Source organism: Streptomyces sp. TLI_185, from assembly GCF_003814765.1.
Classification (GTDB): domain Bacteria; phylum Actinomycetota; class Actinomycetes; order Streptomycetales; family Streptomycetaceae; genus Streptomyces.
This window is the reverse complement of the sequence record NZ_RKRB01000001.1, coordinates 9327863-9342657: the sequence shown is the minus strand read 5'-3', so window position 1 is coordinate 9342657 and position 14795 is coordinate 9327863. Positions and strand designations below refer to the sequence as shown.

15 protein-coding genes are annotated in these 14795 nt (G+C 70.5%); 7 read left to right on the top strand and 8 right to left on the bottom strand.

Annotation, left to right across the window (positions count from 1 at the left end; all coding sequences use genetic code 11):
- The first annotated feature begins 93 nt into the window (after positions 1-93).
- Entirely contained in the window at positions 94-1239 is a 1146-nt protein-coding gene (pstS, locus tag EDD92_RS42880) for a phosphate ABC transporter substrate-binding protein PstS (protein ID WP_123969263.1), read from the top strand.
- A gap of 19 nt (positions 1240-1258) precedes the next feature.
- Here the strand turns inward: pstS and EDD92_RS42875 are convergent, their stop codons facing one another.
- Positions 1259-1825: a TetR/AcrR family transcriptional regulator gene (locus tag EDD92_RS42875; RefSeq protein ID WP_123969262.1), complete on the bottom strand. Its 567-nt coding sequence runs from the start codon at positions 1823-1825 to the stop codon at positions 1259-1261.
- An 85-nt stretch (positions 1826-1910) separates the two neighbouring features.
- Between EDD92_RS42875 and EDD92_RS42870 the strand changes: the two genes are divergently transcribed.
- Both EDD92_RS42870 and EDD92_RS42865 read left to right on the top strand, forming a co-directional pair.
- The gene (locus EDD92_RS42870; protein ID WP_123969261.1) at positions 1911-2834 is read left to right on the top strand and encodes an SDR family oxidoreductase; all 924 of its coding nucleotides are present in this window, start codon (positions 1911-1913) and stop codon (positions 2832-2834) included.
- Between the two features lie 198 nt (positions 2835-3032).
- Positions 3033-3791, top strand: coding sequence for an alpha/beta fold hydrolase (locus EDD92_RS42865; protein ID WP_123969260.1), 759 nt, complete (start codon positions 3033-3035; stop codon positions 3789-3791).
- Positions 3792-3842: 51 nt separating this feature from the next.
- On the opposite strand, the gene EDD92_RS42860 is transcribed toward EDD92_RS42865, so the two are convergent.
- The 3 genes from EDD92_RS42860 to EDD92_RS42845 form a co-directional block, all read right to left on the bottom strand.
- Entirely contained in the window at positions 3843-4718 is an 876-nt protein-coding gene (locus tag EDD92_RS42860; RefSeq protein WP_260327376.1) for a phosphotransferase family protein, read from the bottom strand.
- 966 nt (positions 4719-5684) lie between these two features.
- On the bottom strand, positions 5685-6326 hold the full coding sequence (locus EDD92_RS42850; protein WP_123969259.1) for an isoprenylcysteine carboxylmethyltransferase family protein: 642 nt from the start codon (positions 6324-6326) through the stop codon (positions 5685-5687).
- Positions 6327-6422: 96 nt separating this feature from the next.
- Complete coding sequence (locus tag EDD92_RS42845) at positions 6423-7094, bottom strand: enoyl-CoA hydratase-related protein (RefSeq protein WP_123969258.1); 672 nt, start codon at positions 7092-7094, stop codon at positions 6423-6425.
- Positions 7095-7236: 142 nt separating this feature from the next.
- Here EDD92_RS42845 and EDD92_RS42840 point away from each other — a divergent pair, with 142 nt between their 5' ends.
- A complete protein-coding gene (locus tag EDD92_RS42840; RefSeq protein WP_123969257.1) occupies positions 7237-8073 on the top strand; it encodes a DUF2182 domain-containing protein in 837 nt (278 codons plus the stop codon).
- A gap of 1 nt (position 8074) precedes the next feature.
- Here the strand turns inward: EDD92_RS42840 and nrtS are convergent, their stop codons facing one another.
- Both nrtS and EDD92_RS42830 read right to left on the bottom strand, forming a co-directional pair.
- On the bottom strand, positions 8075-8338 hold the full coding sequence (gene nrtS / locus EDD92_RS42835) for a nitrate/nitrite transporter NrtS (protein ID WP_123969256.1): 264 nt from the start codon (positions 8336-8338) through the stop codon (positions 8075-8077).
- A 55-nt stretch (positions 8339-8393) separates the two neighbouring features.
- A complete protein-coding gene (locus EDD92_RS42830; protein WP_123969255.1) occupies positions 8394-9017 on the bottom strand; it encodes a DUF1326 domain-containing protein in 624 nt (207 codons plus the stop codon).
- A 164-nt stretch (positions 9018-9181) separates the two neighbouring features.
- On the opposite strand from EDD92_RS42830, the gene EDD92_RS42825 reads away from it, so the two are divergent.
- From EDD92_RS42825 to EDD92_RS42815, 3 genes are all read left to right on the top strand, one after another.
- Positions 9182-10366, top strand: coding sequence for a permease (locus EDD92_RS42825; RefSeq protein WP_123969254.1), 1185 nt, complete (start codon positions 9182-9184; stop codon positions 10364-10366).
- Between the two features lie 118 nt (positions 10367-10484).
- The gene (locus tag EDD92_RS42820; RefSeq protein WP_123969253.1) at positions 10485-11717 is read left to right on the top strand and encodes a hydrolase; all 1233 of its coding nucleotides are present in this window, start codon (positions 10485-10487) and stop codon (positions 11715-11717) included.
- A gap of 132 nt (positions 11718-11849) precedes the next feature.
- Complete coding sequence (locus EDD92_RS42815; RefSeq protein WP_030937149.1) at positions 11850-12671, top strand: SAM-dependent methyltransferase; 822 nt, start codon at positions 11850-11852, stop codon at positions 12669-12671.
- Positions 12672-12693: 22 nt separating this feature from the next.
- On the opposite strand, the gene EDD92_RS42810 is transcribed toward EDD92_RS42815, so the two are convergent.
- Together EDD92_RS42810 and gap are read right to left on the bottom strand one after the other, a co-directional pair.
- Complete coding sequence (locus tag EDD92_RS42810) at positions 12694-13653, bottom strand: hypothetical protein (protein WP_123969252.1); 960 nt, start codon at positions 13651-13653, stop codon at positions 12694-12696.
- A gap of 128 nt (positions 13654-13781) precedes the next feature.
- Positions 13782-14780: a type I glyceraldehyde-3-phosphate dehydrogenase gene (gap, locus tag EDD92_RS42805; RefSeq protein WP_123969251.1), complete on the bottom strand. Its 999-nt coding sequence runs from the start codon at positions 14778-14780 to the stop codon at positions 13782-13784.
- Positions 14781-14795 lie beyond the last annotated feature (15 nt).

Sequence of the window (14795 nt, the reverse complement as noted above, 5' to 3'; positions counted from 1 at the left end):
CGAAGGCGCGGGCCGTGACCGCTACCTGATCCACGGTCATCAACCCCTCCGCTGCGCCGACCCCGGCCGCCCACAAGCAAGGAGCACCGAAGAGTGAAGCCTCTGCGGAAGAGCAGGCTGCGCGCCCTGGCGGCCGGCTCGGCGGTTGTCTCCGGCGTCCTGCTCCTGACGGCCTGCGGCTCGAGCCACAGCTCCGGGCCGTCCGGCGGATCGTCCACGTCCGCCGCACCCACCACCACGGCCGCAACCGGGGTCAAGTGCGGCAAGGCGGCCCACGTGTCGGGTTCCGGCTCGACTGCGCAGGAGTTCGCAATGAAGTTCTGGATCAAGAACTACATGCGAGCCTGCCCCGGCACTCGGATCAGCTACGACGGCAACGGCTCCGGCGCCGGCCAGACCGATTTCCTGGAGGGCAGAACCGCCTTCGCGGGTTCCGACTCCGCACTGAGCGACGCCCAGATCACCCAGTCCAAGAGCGTCTGCTCCAACGGCGGCAGGGCCGTCCACCTGCCGACGGTCGGCGGCCCGATCGCCATCGGCTACAACCTGCCGGGAGTCAGGAAGTTGGTCCTGGACGCCTCCACGCTCGCCAAGGTCTTCGACTCCCGGATCACGAAGTGGAACGATCCGGCGATCGCGAAACTCAACCCCGGCGCCAAGCTGCCGTCGACGTCGATCCGGGCGTCTCACCGCTCCGATTCCTCCGGCACGACGGACAACTTCACCTCCTATCTCAGCGCCGCCGCGCCGAGCGCCTGGCCCCACGGGCACAGCAAGGACTGGAAGGCCAAGGGCGGCCAGTCGGCCAAGGGTTCCTCCGGCCTCGTCGACCAGGTGAAGAAGACCGCGGGTGCGATCGGCTACGTCGAGCTGTCGTACGCGATCGCCCGAGGCATTCCCACGGTCTCGATCGACACCGGCGCCACCACTCCCGTCGACGCCAGTGTCTTCACGGCCTCCAAGGCGATCTCCACTGCCAAAATCGTCGGTACCGGTGACGACCTCGTGCTCAAGCTCGACTACGCGACCAAGACCCCGGGTGCGTATCCGATCGACATGGTCACGTACGAGATCGTCTGCGACAAGGGCAACAAGCCGGCCACGTGGCCCGCCACCAAGGCGTTCCTGACGTACATCGCCGGCGTGAAGGGCCAGCAGGACCTGAGCTTCCAGGGCTACGCGACGCTCCCGGCCGCCATCGTGAACCAGGTCCGCAGCAAGATCAACAGCCTGTCCTGACCCGACGAGACCCGAGGCTTCAGCCGCCCGCGGTCACGGCCTTGAGCTCGTCCAATGACTCCCGCATCAACTGCGCCATCGTGCGTTCCTCGGCCGCCCCGACCCAGCGCTCGAAGCCGATCTTGAAGACGGCGACCCCCGCCTCGGCAGTCAGGCTTGCGGCCGGTTCCGGCACGCCGCGTCGGCGCAGGGCGTCGGCGAGCGCGGCCGACAGTGAGGCGAGCTTGATCAGCTCGCGCTCCTGGAGTACCGCGTTCGCCACGATGACAGCGTGTCGGCGCCGGGAGTGTCCGTGGCGGCCGACGAAGACGGCGGAGACCGCATCGAGGCCTGCCGCGACCGCGTCGATCGGGGCGGCGGACGCCGGAGCCTCGGCAACCGCATTGACGAACAGCTCCTGCAGCGTACTTGAGCCGCCGAACAGCACCTCGCGCTTGTCGGCGTAGTGCCGGAAGAAGGTGCGCTCGGTGAGGCCGGCCCGTTGGGCGATCTCCGCCACCGTGGTCTGTTCGTAGCCGCGCTCGCTGTAGAGCTCCAACGCCGCTTTCGCCAGGCGTTCGCGCGCGTTCGGCTCCCATCTACCCATGAGCAGATCCTACGTGATGACAGTCACTGACATCGCGTGTTAGCGTCGATGACAGTCACTGACATCGACAGTTTGGGGCTCTCCCATGCGCATCTTCGTGACCGGCGCGTCCGGCTGGATCGGCTCCGCCCTCGTTCCCGAACTCATGGACGCCGGGCATCGGGTCGTCGGGCTCGCCCGCTCCGACGCCTCTGCCGCCGCACTCACCACCGCCGGTGCGGACGTGGTCCGCGGCACCGTCGACGACCTCGACGTCCTCGCCGGCGCCGCTGCCGCGTCGGACGGGGTGGTCCACCTCGCCTTCAAGCACGACCTCGCCTTCACCGGCAATTTCCAGGGCGCCGCCGAGGCCGACCGGCGCGCCGTCGAGACCCTCGGCGAGGCGCTGGCCGGCACCGGCCGTCCCTTCGTCCTCGCCTCCGGGCTGGTCGGCCTGAAGCCGGGGCAGGTGTCGACCGAGCGGGACATGCCCGCGGTCGACGGCTCGCCGGTGTCCATCCGCTCGGCCACCGCCACGGCGATGCTTGCGCTTGCCTCACGCGGAGTCCGCTCATCCGTGGTGCGGCTGTCTCCGACCTGCCACGGCGAAGGAGACAACGGGTTCATGGCGACCCTCGTCGCCATCGCCAGGGACAAGGGTGTCTCCGGCTACATCGGCGACGGCGCCAACCGCTGGCCGGCCGTCCACCGCCTCGACGCCGCACGGCTGTTCCGTCTGGCGGTGGAGAAGGCCCCCGCGGGCGCGGTGCTGCACGGAGTCGCGGAGGAAGGCGTCCCGATCCGCGACATCGCCGAGGTGATCGGCCGTCACCTGGACGTGCCGGTGGCCTCCGTGGCCCCCGAGGCCGCGGCGGAGCACTTCGCCTGGCTGGGTCACTTCCTGGCACTCGACGCCCCGGCGTCCAGCACCCTGACCCGCGAACTGCTGGACTGGCAGCCCACCGGCCCCGGCCTCCTCGATGACCTCGACAAGGGCCACTATTTCCACACCCCTGCCACCACGTCCTGACCGGCGGCCGTACCTGCGGCCTTACCTGCGGCCGTACCTGCGGCCGACGAGTGCCACGCGGGGGAGGATCCCTGCGAGCCGCCACGTCGATGTGCCCGTCGCCGTCGCCGTGGGACACGGCCAAGGACCAGGTCTGCACGCTCGGCAGCCGGGCCGCCCGCGCCTGTCTGGGCGACCGCCGGGGATACGCTCCGACGCATGCCGGATGCTGATGTGTCGTACTTCTCGGGCCGTGACGGTGTGCGCCTCGCCTACCGGGAAGTGGGCGGGGGCAGACCGCTGGTACTGCTGCACGGCGTGGCCGGGGACTCGACGATGTGGCTGCGCTACGGCCATGCCGAGAGGTTCGCGGCACGCGGGCGTCGCGTGATCATGCCGGATTTCCGTGGGCACGGGCGGAGCGCCAAGCCTCATGACCCTGCCTGCTATCCGCCCGACGTACTGGCCGAGGACGGCCTCGCACTCCTCGACCACCTCGCACTGGACGACTACGACCTCGGGGGATACTCGCTCGGAGGACGCATGGTGGTGAGGATGCTGGTGCGCGGCGCGACACCGGGTCGGGCGGTGGTCGCCGGCCAGGGGCTGCGTCAGGTGCTCGGCCTCGGCGGCGGGGCGGAGTCATTTCTGCGGCGGGTCTTCGCCGGGCCGGGTTCGTTCGAGCCGGGCTCGCCGGAGGAGCAGGCCGAGCAGTGGCTCCGGTCGGATGACGCGGATCCTGTCGCCCTGCTGCACGTACTGGATTCGGTCGTCGCCACGCCGGTGGAGCGGCTCGGCCGCATCCAGGTGCCGACACTCGTGGTGATCGGTGCCGACGACGAACGCGTCGCCACGGCCGACCAGTTGGCCGCGGCTCTGCCGCGGGGCACCGGCGCGGTGGTGCCCGGAGATCACGGGACGGCGGCCGGGACGCCGGAACTCGCTGCGGCGATCCTGGATTTCCTGGCCGATCATTGAGCGGCGGCCCGACGGGACGCCGGGCAGAACGGGGCGGGATGCCAAGGGCGTTCAGGTGCGGATCAGTTCCAGCGCCTGCTTCAGGTTGTGCTCGGCGATGCCCGCCATGAACGACCGGTCGGGGAAGTCACCGTCGAGGAGCCGTAGCGGCCCCGCAGTCAGTGAGAGCCGCTGGGCCAGCATGTAGAGGGCGAGCCGGTCCTCGTCCAGTCCGTCGGCCGCCAACGGCTCGTAGGCGTCGTGCAGGCGGATCTGCAGAAACACGTGCTCCCACTCGACGTCGAAGTACATCGTGCCCTCGATGTCGATCACCACGGGGCTTCCGTCCGGGTCCACCAGCACATGATCGGGGCCCAGTTCACCGTGTACGACCGCGTACTGCGAGCGCGGCCGGACCGCCGCCGCCAGGGCCAGCAGTCGCTCCTCCAGGTGCTCGCGGGCTGCCGCGATCCGCAGGTCACGCGACGCCACCTCGGCGAGGTCCCGCTGGGCCCGCTCCAGTACGACGCCCTCGCACGACGCCCCGCGTGACGTTCCGCCTGCTTCGATGACGGCCACCTTGCCGTAGCCGGGCGCCCGATGACGCCGCATCGCCTCCAACGCCTCCGCCAGCCGGGCCATGACCGGGGCCGCCGCGCTGGGGTCGCGTGCGAGCAGTCCCTCCAGATTCTCGCCCGGAAGGTCCTCGACGATCGCCAGGTCGGCCGGGCAGTGGGTGCCGTCCCGGTCGACCAGTCGGATCGCCGGGACGCGGACGCCGAGCGCGTCCAGCCGGGCGTGCGCGGCCTCGAACAGGTCGAGTCCGAGACCGGGCGAGAACGGGTCGGTGAGGTCGTCGTCGCCCTCGGCCGTCGGCCAGTAGTTCTCGGCGTCGTCCCACAGGTAGGCGATCGCGGTCGTCGCATCGTCCATCACCAGGCGGTACACGCCCTTCTTGCTGCCGCCCGCGATCCGCTGGGCCGCCTCCAGCCGCCGCCCGGCGCCCAGCGCGTCCCGCGCCGCACTCGCCAACTGCCCCCGCGTCGCTGCCCTGAGCACCACGTCCCGAACCGCCCCTTCGTCACGACAACCCGCGCACCTTACGGGAGCAGCGATCCGCAGACGAGCGGTTTGTTCTGCCGGCGATGGCCACGGACCTGCCCCGTCACCGTGCGGGCAGGAACGTGAGCCCTCAACACCAGTCCGGCGGTGTCTCGTTCGGCGTGTTCGGGCCGTCCTGCGCCCCTGCCCCCTCGGCCAGTAGGGCTCCGCATCTGGGTCTCCGTGAGCGGTTGCATCCGCCCGCCCGGCTGACCCCGCCTGCGCCGAACGGGCGCACCTGGCGCGCCGTGCGCGAGCGCGATGCGACGGCTGTCGAAGCTGGGGCCACTGCCGGTCAACTGACGCCCCGTCACTAGGAGGTGCGCACCACGATGCGCCGCGTTCTCAAGACCGCAGGCGTTGCCCTGGCCACGGCGGCCTGCCTGACGCCGCCGTCCCCGCCGCTTCCGCCGCATCTCACGTGCCGCGGCTTACCGGCGTCGAGGCCACGCCTGCGCCACTCGCCTCCACAGTGAGCGGGCTGGGGGCGGTCAGTTTCGGCGCGGCCCTGGTCGCCTCGGTGCCGCACCCGACCGCTCCCCCGCCGGGGCCAACGACCGGCCGCTCCAGGATCGCCGTCGATGCGCCTGCGCCGGCAGGACCACAGTCGCCGCCTACCGCGCGTGCCGCAAGGCCGCGGGCTCAGCCGGGTGAGGTCGGCTCCTGTTCCGCACCGTCCACCCGACCGGCCCGACCCGGTCGACTACCGCCTGACCGAGACCGGGACCGGCCTGACCCCACCTGGTCGAGGCCCTCGCCGACTGGTCCCTCGCGCACCGTGCCGTCATCGCCGATGCGCACTCGTACGACCGGCTAATACTCCTCACTGCCGGGCACGCGGAGCCCGACAGGAGCGGGGCGCGTCCAAGGGATCAGCGCGGGTACGCGAGCGCGGTAGGTGTCGTAGGACGGGCCGAACTGGCCGGCCATGAGGCCGTCCTCGATCCGGACCCGGCGCAGCAGCCAGGGTATGGCGACCGCCATCAGGGCGATCCAGACGCCGAAGCCGCAGGCGAGCATGGAGCCGGTGATCAGGCCGAGCAGGCCGGTGTAGATGGGGTGGCGGACCAGCCGGTAGGGGCCGTCGGTGCGCAGCTCGTGGTGCTCCTGGACCATCGGGACGCTGGCCCACATCGTGCCCAGAACCCAGCGGGCCCACAGCAGCAACGCGGTGGAGGCGACGGCGAGCAGACCGCCCAGGAGGGCGAGTTCGGGCTGCCAGAACTGCAGATGGCGCCAGAAGCCCCGCGAGTGACGGACCAGCGTGGACAGGGCGAGGGCGCCGGCTGTCAGCAGAAGCCGGCGAGGCAACGTACGTCGAAGTCCATGCACCCAGCCGCGCAGGCCGGCCTGGCTCTTCACGCCGAAGTAGACGGCCCCGGCGATCCAGGCCACGACAAAGACGAAGACGCAGACACCGGTGAGAGCGACGAGTGCCGAGTGGAGTGAACCCATGCCTCAAGCCTGCTCCGCGCACCCAGTGGATCACCACCACCCACGGGTCGATGGAGAGGTCTCCACCCGCGGACTGAGACGCCTGAGCCCGTGCGGTCAGCCCAGGGGGGCGTCCGTGTCGCGCAGGGCGGCGAGGGCGGGTGCGTACATACGGGTCCTGATGGTGGCGAGGGTGTCGCCCGCCTTGGCGGCCAGGCGCTGCGCGAGGGCGAGGGCCGTCGTCCGTACGGCGTCCTCGTCGACGGCGTGGTCGACGATGCCCGCGGCAAGGGCGTCGTGGCCGCCGTAGCGGCGGGCGGTGACCATGGCCTCGTGGGCGGTCCGCGGCGCCAGGCGGGACTGGATGAGGGCGGACATGCCGGGCGTGAAGGGGATGTTGATGTCGGCCTCGGGCAGGCACCAGAAGCCGCGGTCGGCGCGCATCACACGGAAGTCGTGGGCCAGCGAGAACATGGCTCCGGCGGCGAAGGTGTGCCCCTGCAGCGCGGCCACCGTGACCACCGGCAGGGACAGCAGCCGCGCGAAGAGGGCGTGCACGGAGACGACGTAGTCCAGGTGCTGGTCGGCGTGCGCGATCAGCCAGTCCAGGTCGAGCCCGTTGGAGTAGAACTTGCCCGTCGCGGTGGTCACCAGCGCGCGAGGCCCCTCCGCCTTCTCCACCTCGTCCAGGGCGGCGTCGACGGCGGAGATCCAGTCGGGGTGGAAACGGTTCTCGCCGTCTCCGAGATCGAGGACGTAGACGTCGTCCTGGCGGTCCAGTACGGGCATGGCGGCTCCCTCGGGCACTCACCTTTACTACCGACAGGTAACTTATGTGTGTGCCGTTGAACCTGCAAGAGCCGGTACGACGGGCGGTGGCGCCCCCGACAGTGGCGTGCTCTCCTGGAAGTGTCTGCAGGAGAGCACGCCGATGCGTCACATCCGGACTTCCACCCTCACATCCGCCCGGTCGCCCGCGCCGACCGGAACGGGCGGAGGCCTGCTGCCGACGCGGGACCTGGCGGTCGCCTGGCTTCTGGTCGTACTGATCGCGGTGCCCGCCTGGGCGCTGACCATCGGGCAGGCCCGGGACATGGGGGTCGAGCCCGGCACCATGGGGATGGCGCTGCCGCTGTTCCTGCTGCTGTGGGTGACGATGATGGCGGCCATGATGCTGCCGTCCATGGCGCCGGTGGCCATCACCTGGGTGCGGGGCATCGGCCGGCAGTCCTCCGGCTGGACGCGGACCGCGCGCACGGTCGAGTTCGTGGGCGGATATCTGCTGGTATGGACGGCGTTCGGGCTGCTCGCCTACGCGGCCCTGGCTCTCACCGGCCGTCTGGTGGACGACCATCCGACCGCCGGACGCTGGATCGGCTCGGTGGCCTTCCTGCTCGCGGGCCTGTATCAGCTCGGGCCCCTCAAGTACGTCTGCCTGCGGCACTGTCGCGACCCCCTGAGCCATCTGGTGCACTACGCCGGTTTCCGCCGGCCGGCCCGAGATCTTCGGGTGGGCGTCCATCACGGCGCCTACTGTGTCGGCTGCTGCGCGGGGCTGATGGTCGTCCTGATCCCGCTCGGGGTGATGAACGTGGCGTCGATGGCCGGGCTGGCCGTGGTGATCTTCATTGAGAAACTGTGGTCCCGTGGTCCGCTGCTCGCGCGGGCCGTAGGCGTCGCCTTCCTTGTGCTGGGCTTGCTCGCACCGTTCCAGGACTGGCTGCTGCCGGGACTGCAGGGGTCGATGCCGTCGATGGGCGGCATGTGACTCACCTGGCCCTCGAAGACCGTGCGGTCCGCCAGGCGGCCCGCCGACAGCCGAAGAAGCCCGCGCTGGACACGCAGAACGGCACCAGGTAGTTGAACAGCACCCGCAACCAGGTCGCGGCGGTGGCGTCGCCGGACGCAATCACCGCCCCCTGGTTGACCAGGGAGAGCAGGGTGCCAACAAGGAGGGCGATCGGCACGCACCTCGACAGCGAGGCCGCCGAGAACACGGTCGCAAGCAGACGTGGTGCCTCGCCGGCGCTCATGGGTGTCTCGTGTCCGGCCCGCTTCCCGCCGCCCGGTTCGGACCCGTCGTTTCGCTCAGATGCGGCCGTGGGCGGTCTCCTCGGTCTCCTCGCTGGTGAAGACGTAGTCGGCGGTCTCGCCGTACGACGCCTCGTAGCTCAGCCCGAAGGCGTCGGAACGGCCGGTGGTCCTGCCCACTTCGAATTCCGGCGCGAACCCGAACATGGCGTTCCTGATCTTCGTCGAGCTGCCGTCGGGCCCGGTGAGCGGCTCGTAGGAGAGTTCCGTCCGGCCCTCGACCGTGAGGCCGGGCCTGTCTCCTTCCCCGAGGGAGACGGCCGCCCGCTCCATGCCCAGGTACTCGCCGTAGAACTGCGACAGCTGGCCGAACGGTCCGCCTTCCCGGCCGGAGAGGATGCGCTCCAGGGCCTCGGCCTGTTCGTCACTGGCCGAGGCGTCCACGACCAGGCCGACCTTCCAGTTGCCGGAGGACAGATTGGAGGGGAAGAGGTTGTAGAACGCGAAGTCCACGTCGGACAGGTCGAGATCGTCCAGATTCCCGTCTGCCACATGGAACACGGCGGTGCCCCGGCATTCGGTGCCACCCTTGGCGTCCCGCGGCAGGCCGTCGTAGGGACAGCTGCACAACACCGCACAAGAGCAACCGGCCACATAGGTGCCGGATATCGTCCACGACATGAGTGCTCCCCTTTTCCGATGATGATGGCGGCGAGCGTCGTCCTTTACTTTTACGCTAAACCTGCCAAATCGCCATGTAAACGCCGTTCCGGAACATCACGGCGATTCAATTCTTGTCCACCGGAAACAGAAGCTTGTCCACCGGAAACAGAAGCAGGTGCCCTGTGGAAGCGATCGGCCACGCGTTGTCCATCGCCGGGTCGATGACCTGGGAGGTCACCTGGGCGCTGATCCTGGGTTTCGCCCTGTCGGCCGTGGTGCAGGCGGCGGTGCGCCGGTCGACGGTCGTCCGGCTGCTGGGTGACGACCGGCCGCGAACCCTCGCCCTGGCGGCCGGGTTTGGGGCGGCCTCGTCGTCCTGCTCGTACGCGGCCGTGGCCCTGGCCCGTTCGCTGTTCCGCAAGGGCGCGAACTTCACGGCGGCGATGGCGTTCGAGATCGCCTCCACCAATCTGGTGGTGGAACTCGGCGTGATCCTCGCGCTGCTCATGGGCTGGCAGTTCACGGCCGCCGAGTTCGTCGGCGGACCGATCATGATCGTCGTACTCGCCGTGCTGTTCCGCCTGTTCCTGCGCGAGCGGCTGCTGAGCCGGGCGCGGGAGCAGGCTGAGCGCGGGATCGCGGGGTCGATGGAAGGCCACGCGGCCATGGACATGTCGGTACGGGCGGAGGGCGGCTTCGCCCGGCGTCTGTTCTCCCGGGACGGCTTCACCTCCGTGTCGCACATCTTCGTCATGGAGTGGGCGGCGATCGTGCGGGACCTGGTGGCGGGGCTGCTGATCGCGGGGGCGATCGCGGCCTGGGTGCCGGCCGACTTCTGGCGCACGTTCTTCCTGGCGGACCATCCGCTCGCCGCCAAACTGATCGGCCCCCTGGTCGGGCCGCTGGTGGCCATCGCCACGTTCGTCTGCTCGATCGGCAACGTGCCGCTGGCCGTGGTGCTGTGGAAGGGCGGCATCAGCTTCGGCGGGGTGATCGCCTTCATCTACGCCGACCTGCTGATCCTCCCCATCCTCAACATCTACCGGAAGTACTACGGCGCCCGCACGGCCGTTTTCCTCCTCGGCACCTTCTTCGCCGCGATGGCTGTCGCCGGATACATCGTCGAGTTCGCCTTCGGCGGGCTGGGCCTGATCCCCGACCAGGCCGATGCCACGATCCCCGAGGAGGGGATCACCTGGAACTACACGACCTGGCTCAACCTCGTCTTCCTGCTGCTGGCGGCGGCTCTGCTCGTACGGTTCTGGCGCACCGGCGGCCCGGCCATGCTGCGGATGATGGGCGGCTCACCCGACGCCGGGGAAACGGAGCACGGCCACGGGCACGCGCACACCCCGCGTGAGACGTGAGAAGGGTCTGGGGGACAACCCCCATGCGCATCGACCGGCCTGCCGGATGGTTGGCGACCCGGTCGCTCCACAAGGCTGTACGTGGTCCTTTCACCCGTACGGACAAGGGAGTTCAGACATGCAGACCCGTCGCGCCGCCATGCTGTCGGCCATGGCAGCACTCGCCGTGTCCGCCGTCCCGGCACGAGCGGCGGCCGGCGAGCCGCGCACGGCCGGGCCGGTGCGGCTGACGTTGCCCGCGCCCAGCGGCCCGTATCCCGTGGGGACTGTCGCGCTGCGCCTCGTCGATGCCTCGCGTGCCGATCCCTGGGTCGCGTCGCAGCCGTACCGGGAGCTCATGGTCGGCATCCGCTATCCGGCCCGGACCGTCGGCGGCTGTCCTGCCGCACCCCAGATGCTTCCCGGCGAGGCCTCCGGGTTCGCGGCCCTGAACAGCTTCACCGATGTGCCGAGCAGCCGGGTCGACTGGGCGGCCACCCGCACGCACGCTCACGAAGGTGCCCCGGTCGCTCACGGTGGTCCGTTCCCGGTGGTCTGCTACTCCCCCGGTGCCGGGGACCCGCGCTCCCTGGGCACCACGCTCTGCGACGACCTTGCCTCCCGCGGCTACGCCGTGGTGACCCTCGATCACACCTATGACGCCTGCGCCGTCCAGTTCCCCGGCGACCGCGTCGAACACTCCGTTCTGCCCGCGGAGTTCGCCAAGGCGTACCCGGACCAGCAGCGCATCACCGCCCTGCTGCGGAAGACCATGGCCGTACGCGTGGCCGACGCCCGCTTCCTCCTCGACGCACTGCCCGAGGCGCTGCCTCAAGGCCTGTGCGGCACGCTGGACTTCAGCCGCATCGGCATGTTCGGCCAGTCGGCAGGCGGCTTCACCGCCCTGCAGACCATGCACGACGACCCGCGCATCGCAGCCGCGGCAAACCTGGACGGCGTGCTCGCATACGTCCAGGACGACAGCACCCCCGGCAACCTCTCCACCGTCGCCGCCGACGGCCTCGACCGCCCCTTCCTCCTGATCGGCAAGGACGGCAACAACCTCGGCACGGTGCCGTCCTGGGCGGCACTGTGGCGCAACAGCCCCGGCCGGCACCGGGGCCTGAGCCTGCGAGGCGCGCAGCACGCCACGTACACCGACGCCGAAGCCGTCGTCCCGCAGATCGCCCGGCGGCTCGGCCTGCCCCGCAAGACCGTCGTCGAGAACATCGGCACCATCGCCCCGCGGCTCGCGATCACCGCACAACGGGCCTACGTCGCCGCCTTCTTCGACCGCCGGCTGCGCGGGCGGGACGACGACGGGCTGTGGGAGGGGGCGTCCGGCTGCCCTCCGGAAGCACGGTACTTCTGAGAGCTGAGCGGCGGCTGTCAAGATCGGGGAACCGGTGGCCCGGACCGACACCGCCCGCTACGTTGTCGCTTGCCCACAGGCGCAAGGGGGCGGTGGTCGAGGGGGCTGCCGGTCCAGGACGAGGAGCGTGTCATGACCGAGGAACCGGCCGCCGACCGTGAGGCCGTGCTGGCGCGGCTGGATCTGACCACCCCGCATTCTGCACGGGTGTGGAACTACTGGCTGGGCGGCAAGGACAACTACGCCCCCGACCGCGCCATGGGCGACCAAGTCCTGGAGTACTTCCCGGAGATCGTCGACTCCGCGCGGGCCGACCGGGCGTTCCTGGGCCGTGCGGTGCGCCATCTGGTCGGCGAGGCGGGCGTCCGCCAGTTCCTCGATTTGGGCACCGGCCTGCCCACCGCGGACAACACCCACGAGGTGGCCCAGCGGCTGGCCCCCGCGACCCGGATCGTCTACGTCGACAACGACCCGCTGGTCCTGGTGCATGCCCAGGCCCTGCTCACCAGCAGCCCCGAGGGCGTCACGGACTATCTGGACGGCGACGTCCACGAACCCGGCCCGATCCTCGAAGGCGCCGCCCGGACACTGGACTTCAAGCAGCCGGTGGCACTCATGCTGCTGGGCATCATGCAGTTCGTGAGCGACGACGAGCAGGCGTACGAGATCGTCGACCGGCTCGTCGCCGCCCTGCCCTCCGGCAGCTATCTGGCGCTCGCCCATCCCACCGCCGAGGTCCACACCGAGGCCATGACGGCGGCGGTGGCCAGCTGGAACGAGCAGGGCTCGGCGCCGATGAAACTCCGCAGCCGCGAGCAGCTGCTGCGCTTCTTCGACGGTCTGGAACTGCTGGAGCCGGGCGTGGTGTCGTGCTCGCGCTGGCGTGCGCAGCAGCCCGAGGTCGGCGAGATCGTCGACGTGACGCAGTTCTGCGGGGTGGCGCGGAAGCCCTGAGGCAGCCCTTGAGGGCCGGTCGTCACGACCGGCCCTCAAGGATGTCGTGGGCCTTGCGGACGGCGTCGCGGTTCCAGCGGCGCTGCTTCTCCAGCTTCGCCCGGTTGTTGGCTATGAGCCGGCTCTGGATGCGTACGTCGACGGCGTGCACGGTGCGGACGTAGCCGGTGTGCTGCTTGCAGCGGGCGTCGGCCGTGGCCGTCTGCTTTTCCAAGGGCGAGGGTGCGTCGGGGTCCTGGGGCCGCGCGGAGAGCCGTTCCTCCGGCTCGGCGCGCCGACGGTCCTCGCCGGTCTCGGCGTCCCTGGGTGTGGCGTAGTGGTAGCCCGCTTTGCGCATGCAGGCCGACCACGTCTGGTCCGCCTTCTTCCAGGCGGGGTCCTTGCTGCCCTGCCGCAGGCTCTTGGTCTCCAGTTCCAGGACCGGGTCCCTGCGGTCCTGCGGGTTGCTGCCGTAGATCGCGCGGTCCGCTTCGCCGAGACAGCCGCGGCGCGGGATGCGGTGGCCGTGGACGGTCTTCGGATCGTCGCCGAAGAACTCGCCGGTGAGCCCGAGGTATTCGGACAGCGGCCACTTCTTCTCCGCGTAGTTGCGCCGGTACTTGGCACGCGCCGCCTGATAGCCGTAGCGCGCGGCCTGCACAGGGTCCTGAATGCCGTAGCGGAATTCGTCGTCGGAGTACCCGACGGCCGTGAACACGCCCGTGCCCGCCGGGCGTTGGGGCCAGGCGGGCAGAGGGTCGATGTCGAGGTTCTTCAGGGCGTCGAACCCGAGCCGGACCATGCACTGCTTGGCGAGCGTCCACCGGGCCGTGCCGACGGCGTGTCCGGCGTCGGACATGTCGTACGCGGCAAGCGGCAGGAACCGCGGGTCGTTCGACGAGGTGGGGCCGGACTCGGGCGTCGGCGAGCCGGACGGCTGCCCGCACCCTGCGAGAGCGAGGACCGAGGCGAGGACCAGTAAGAGGGGGGCGGCTGTGCGCATTGGACCAGCTCATCAGGGCCCCGGGACAGCCGACCGTGGTGGAGGCCACAGTTCCGGGTCACAGCCGCATCACAGGTGCGCACCTGGCCGCCCTCACCACAGGCGAAGTGAGGGCGGCGCGGCGCCGGTCAGCCGGCCGCGAGGAGCTCCAGCGTGTCGATCACCCGGTTGGAGAAGCCCCACTCGTTGTCGTACCAGGCGACCACCTTGATGTGGCGGCCGTCGACGCGGGTGAGGGCCGAGTCGAAGATGGAGGAGGCCGGGTTGCCGGTGATGTCGGACGACACGAGCGGGTCGTCCGAGTACTCGAGGACGCCGGCCAACGGGCCCTCGGCCGCGGCACGGTAGGCCGCCAGCACGTCGTCCCGGGTGACGTCGCGGGCCACCGTGGTGTTCAGCTCGACGATCGAGCCCACCGGAACGGGTACGCGGATGGAGTCGCCCGACAGCTTGCCGTCGAGGCCGGGCAGCACGAGGCCGATCGCCTTCGCGGCGCCCGTCGTGGTGGGCACGATGTTGATGCCGGCGGCGCGGGCGCGGCGGGCGTCGCGGTGCGGGCCGTCCTGGAGGTTCTGCTCCTGCGTGTAGGCGTGCACCGTGGTCATGAAGCCGTGCTCGATGCCGGCGAGTTCGTCGAGGACCGCGGCGAGCGGGGCGAGCGCGTTGGTCGTGCAGGAGGCGTTCGAGACGATGGTGTGCAGTTCCGGGTCGTACGCGTCGGTGTTGACCCCGTAGGCGAGGGTGACGTCGGCGCCGTCCGAGGGTGCGCTGACGAGGACCTTCCTCGCGCCCGCGTCGAGGTGGGCGCGGGCGGCCTTCGCCGAGGTGAAGCGGCCGGTGGACTCCAGGGCGACATCGACGCCGAGCTCGGCCCAGGGCAGCTGTGCCGGGTCGCGTTCGGCGAGGACCTTGATGCGCCGGCCGTCGACGACCAGGGTGTCGCCGTCGACGGTCACCGGGCGGCCGAGCCGGCCGGCCGTGGAGTCGTAGGCGAGGAGCCGGGCGAGGGTGGCGGGCTCGGTGAGGTCGTTGACGGCGACGATCTCGATGTCGCTGTCACGCTCCAGCAGGGCGCGCAGCACATTGCGTCCGATGCGGCCGAATCCGTTGATGGCGACGCGAGTCATGAATACCCCTTGGTG

Excerpts from the sequence above, each read along its gene's own strand:
- EDD92_RS42845 (WP_123969258.1), bottom strand. The coding sequence starts at position 7,094 with ATGCCCGTACTGGACCGCCAGGACGACGTCTACGTCCTCGATCTCGGA.
- EDD92_RS42815 (WP_030937149.1), top strand. The coding sequence starts at position 11,850 with ATGACCGAGGAACCGGCCGCCGACCGTGAGGCCGTGCTGGCGCGGCTG.
- gap (WP_123969251.1), bottom strand. The coding sequence starts at position 14,780 with ATGACTCGCGTCGCCATCAACGGATTCGGCCGCATCGGACGCAATGTG.
- EDD92_RS42850 (WP_123969259.1), bottom strand. The coding sequence starts at position 6,326 with ATGGGTTCACTCCACTCGGCACTCGTCGCTCTCACCGGTGTCTGCGTC.
- EDD92_RS42830 (WP_123969255.1), bottom strand. The coding sequence starts at position 9,017 with ATGTCGTGGACGATATCCGGCACCTATGTGGCCGGTTGCTCTTGTGCG.
- EDD92_RS42820 (WP_123969253.1), top strand. The coding sequence starts at position 10,485 with ATGCAGACCCGTCGCGCCGCCATGCTGTCGGCCATGGCAGCACTCGCC.
- nrtS (WP_123969256.1), bottom strand. The coding sequence starts at position 8,338 with ATGAGCGCCGGCGAGGCACCACGTCTGCTTGCGACCGTGTTCTCGGCG.
- EDD92_RS42865 (WP_123969260.1), top strand. The coding sequence starts at position 3,033 with ATGCCGGATGCTGATGTGTCGTACTTCTCGGGCCGTGACGGTGTGCGC.
- EDD92_RS42810 (WP_123969252.1), bottom strand. The coding sequence starts at position 13,653 with ATGCGCACAGCCGCCCCCCTCTTACTGGTCCTCGCCTCGGTCCTCGCT.
- EDD92_RS42870 (WP_123969261.1), top strand. The coding sequence starts at position 1,911 with ATGCGCATCTTCGTGACCGGCGCGTCCGGCTGGATCGGCTCCGCCCTC.
- EDD92_RS42840 (WP_123969257.1), top strand. The coding sequence starts at position 7,237 with ATGCGTCACATCCGGACTTCCACCCTCACATCCGCCCGGTCGCCCGCG.
- EDD92_RS42875 (WP_123969262.1), bottom strand. The coding sequence starts at position 1,825 with ATGGGTAGATGGGAGCCGAACGCGCGCGAACGCCTGGCGAAAGCGGCG.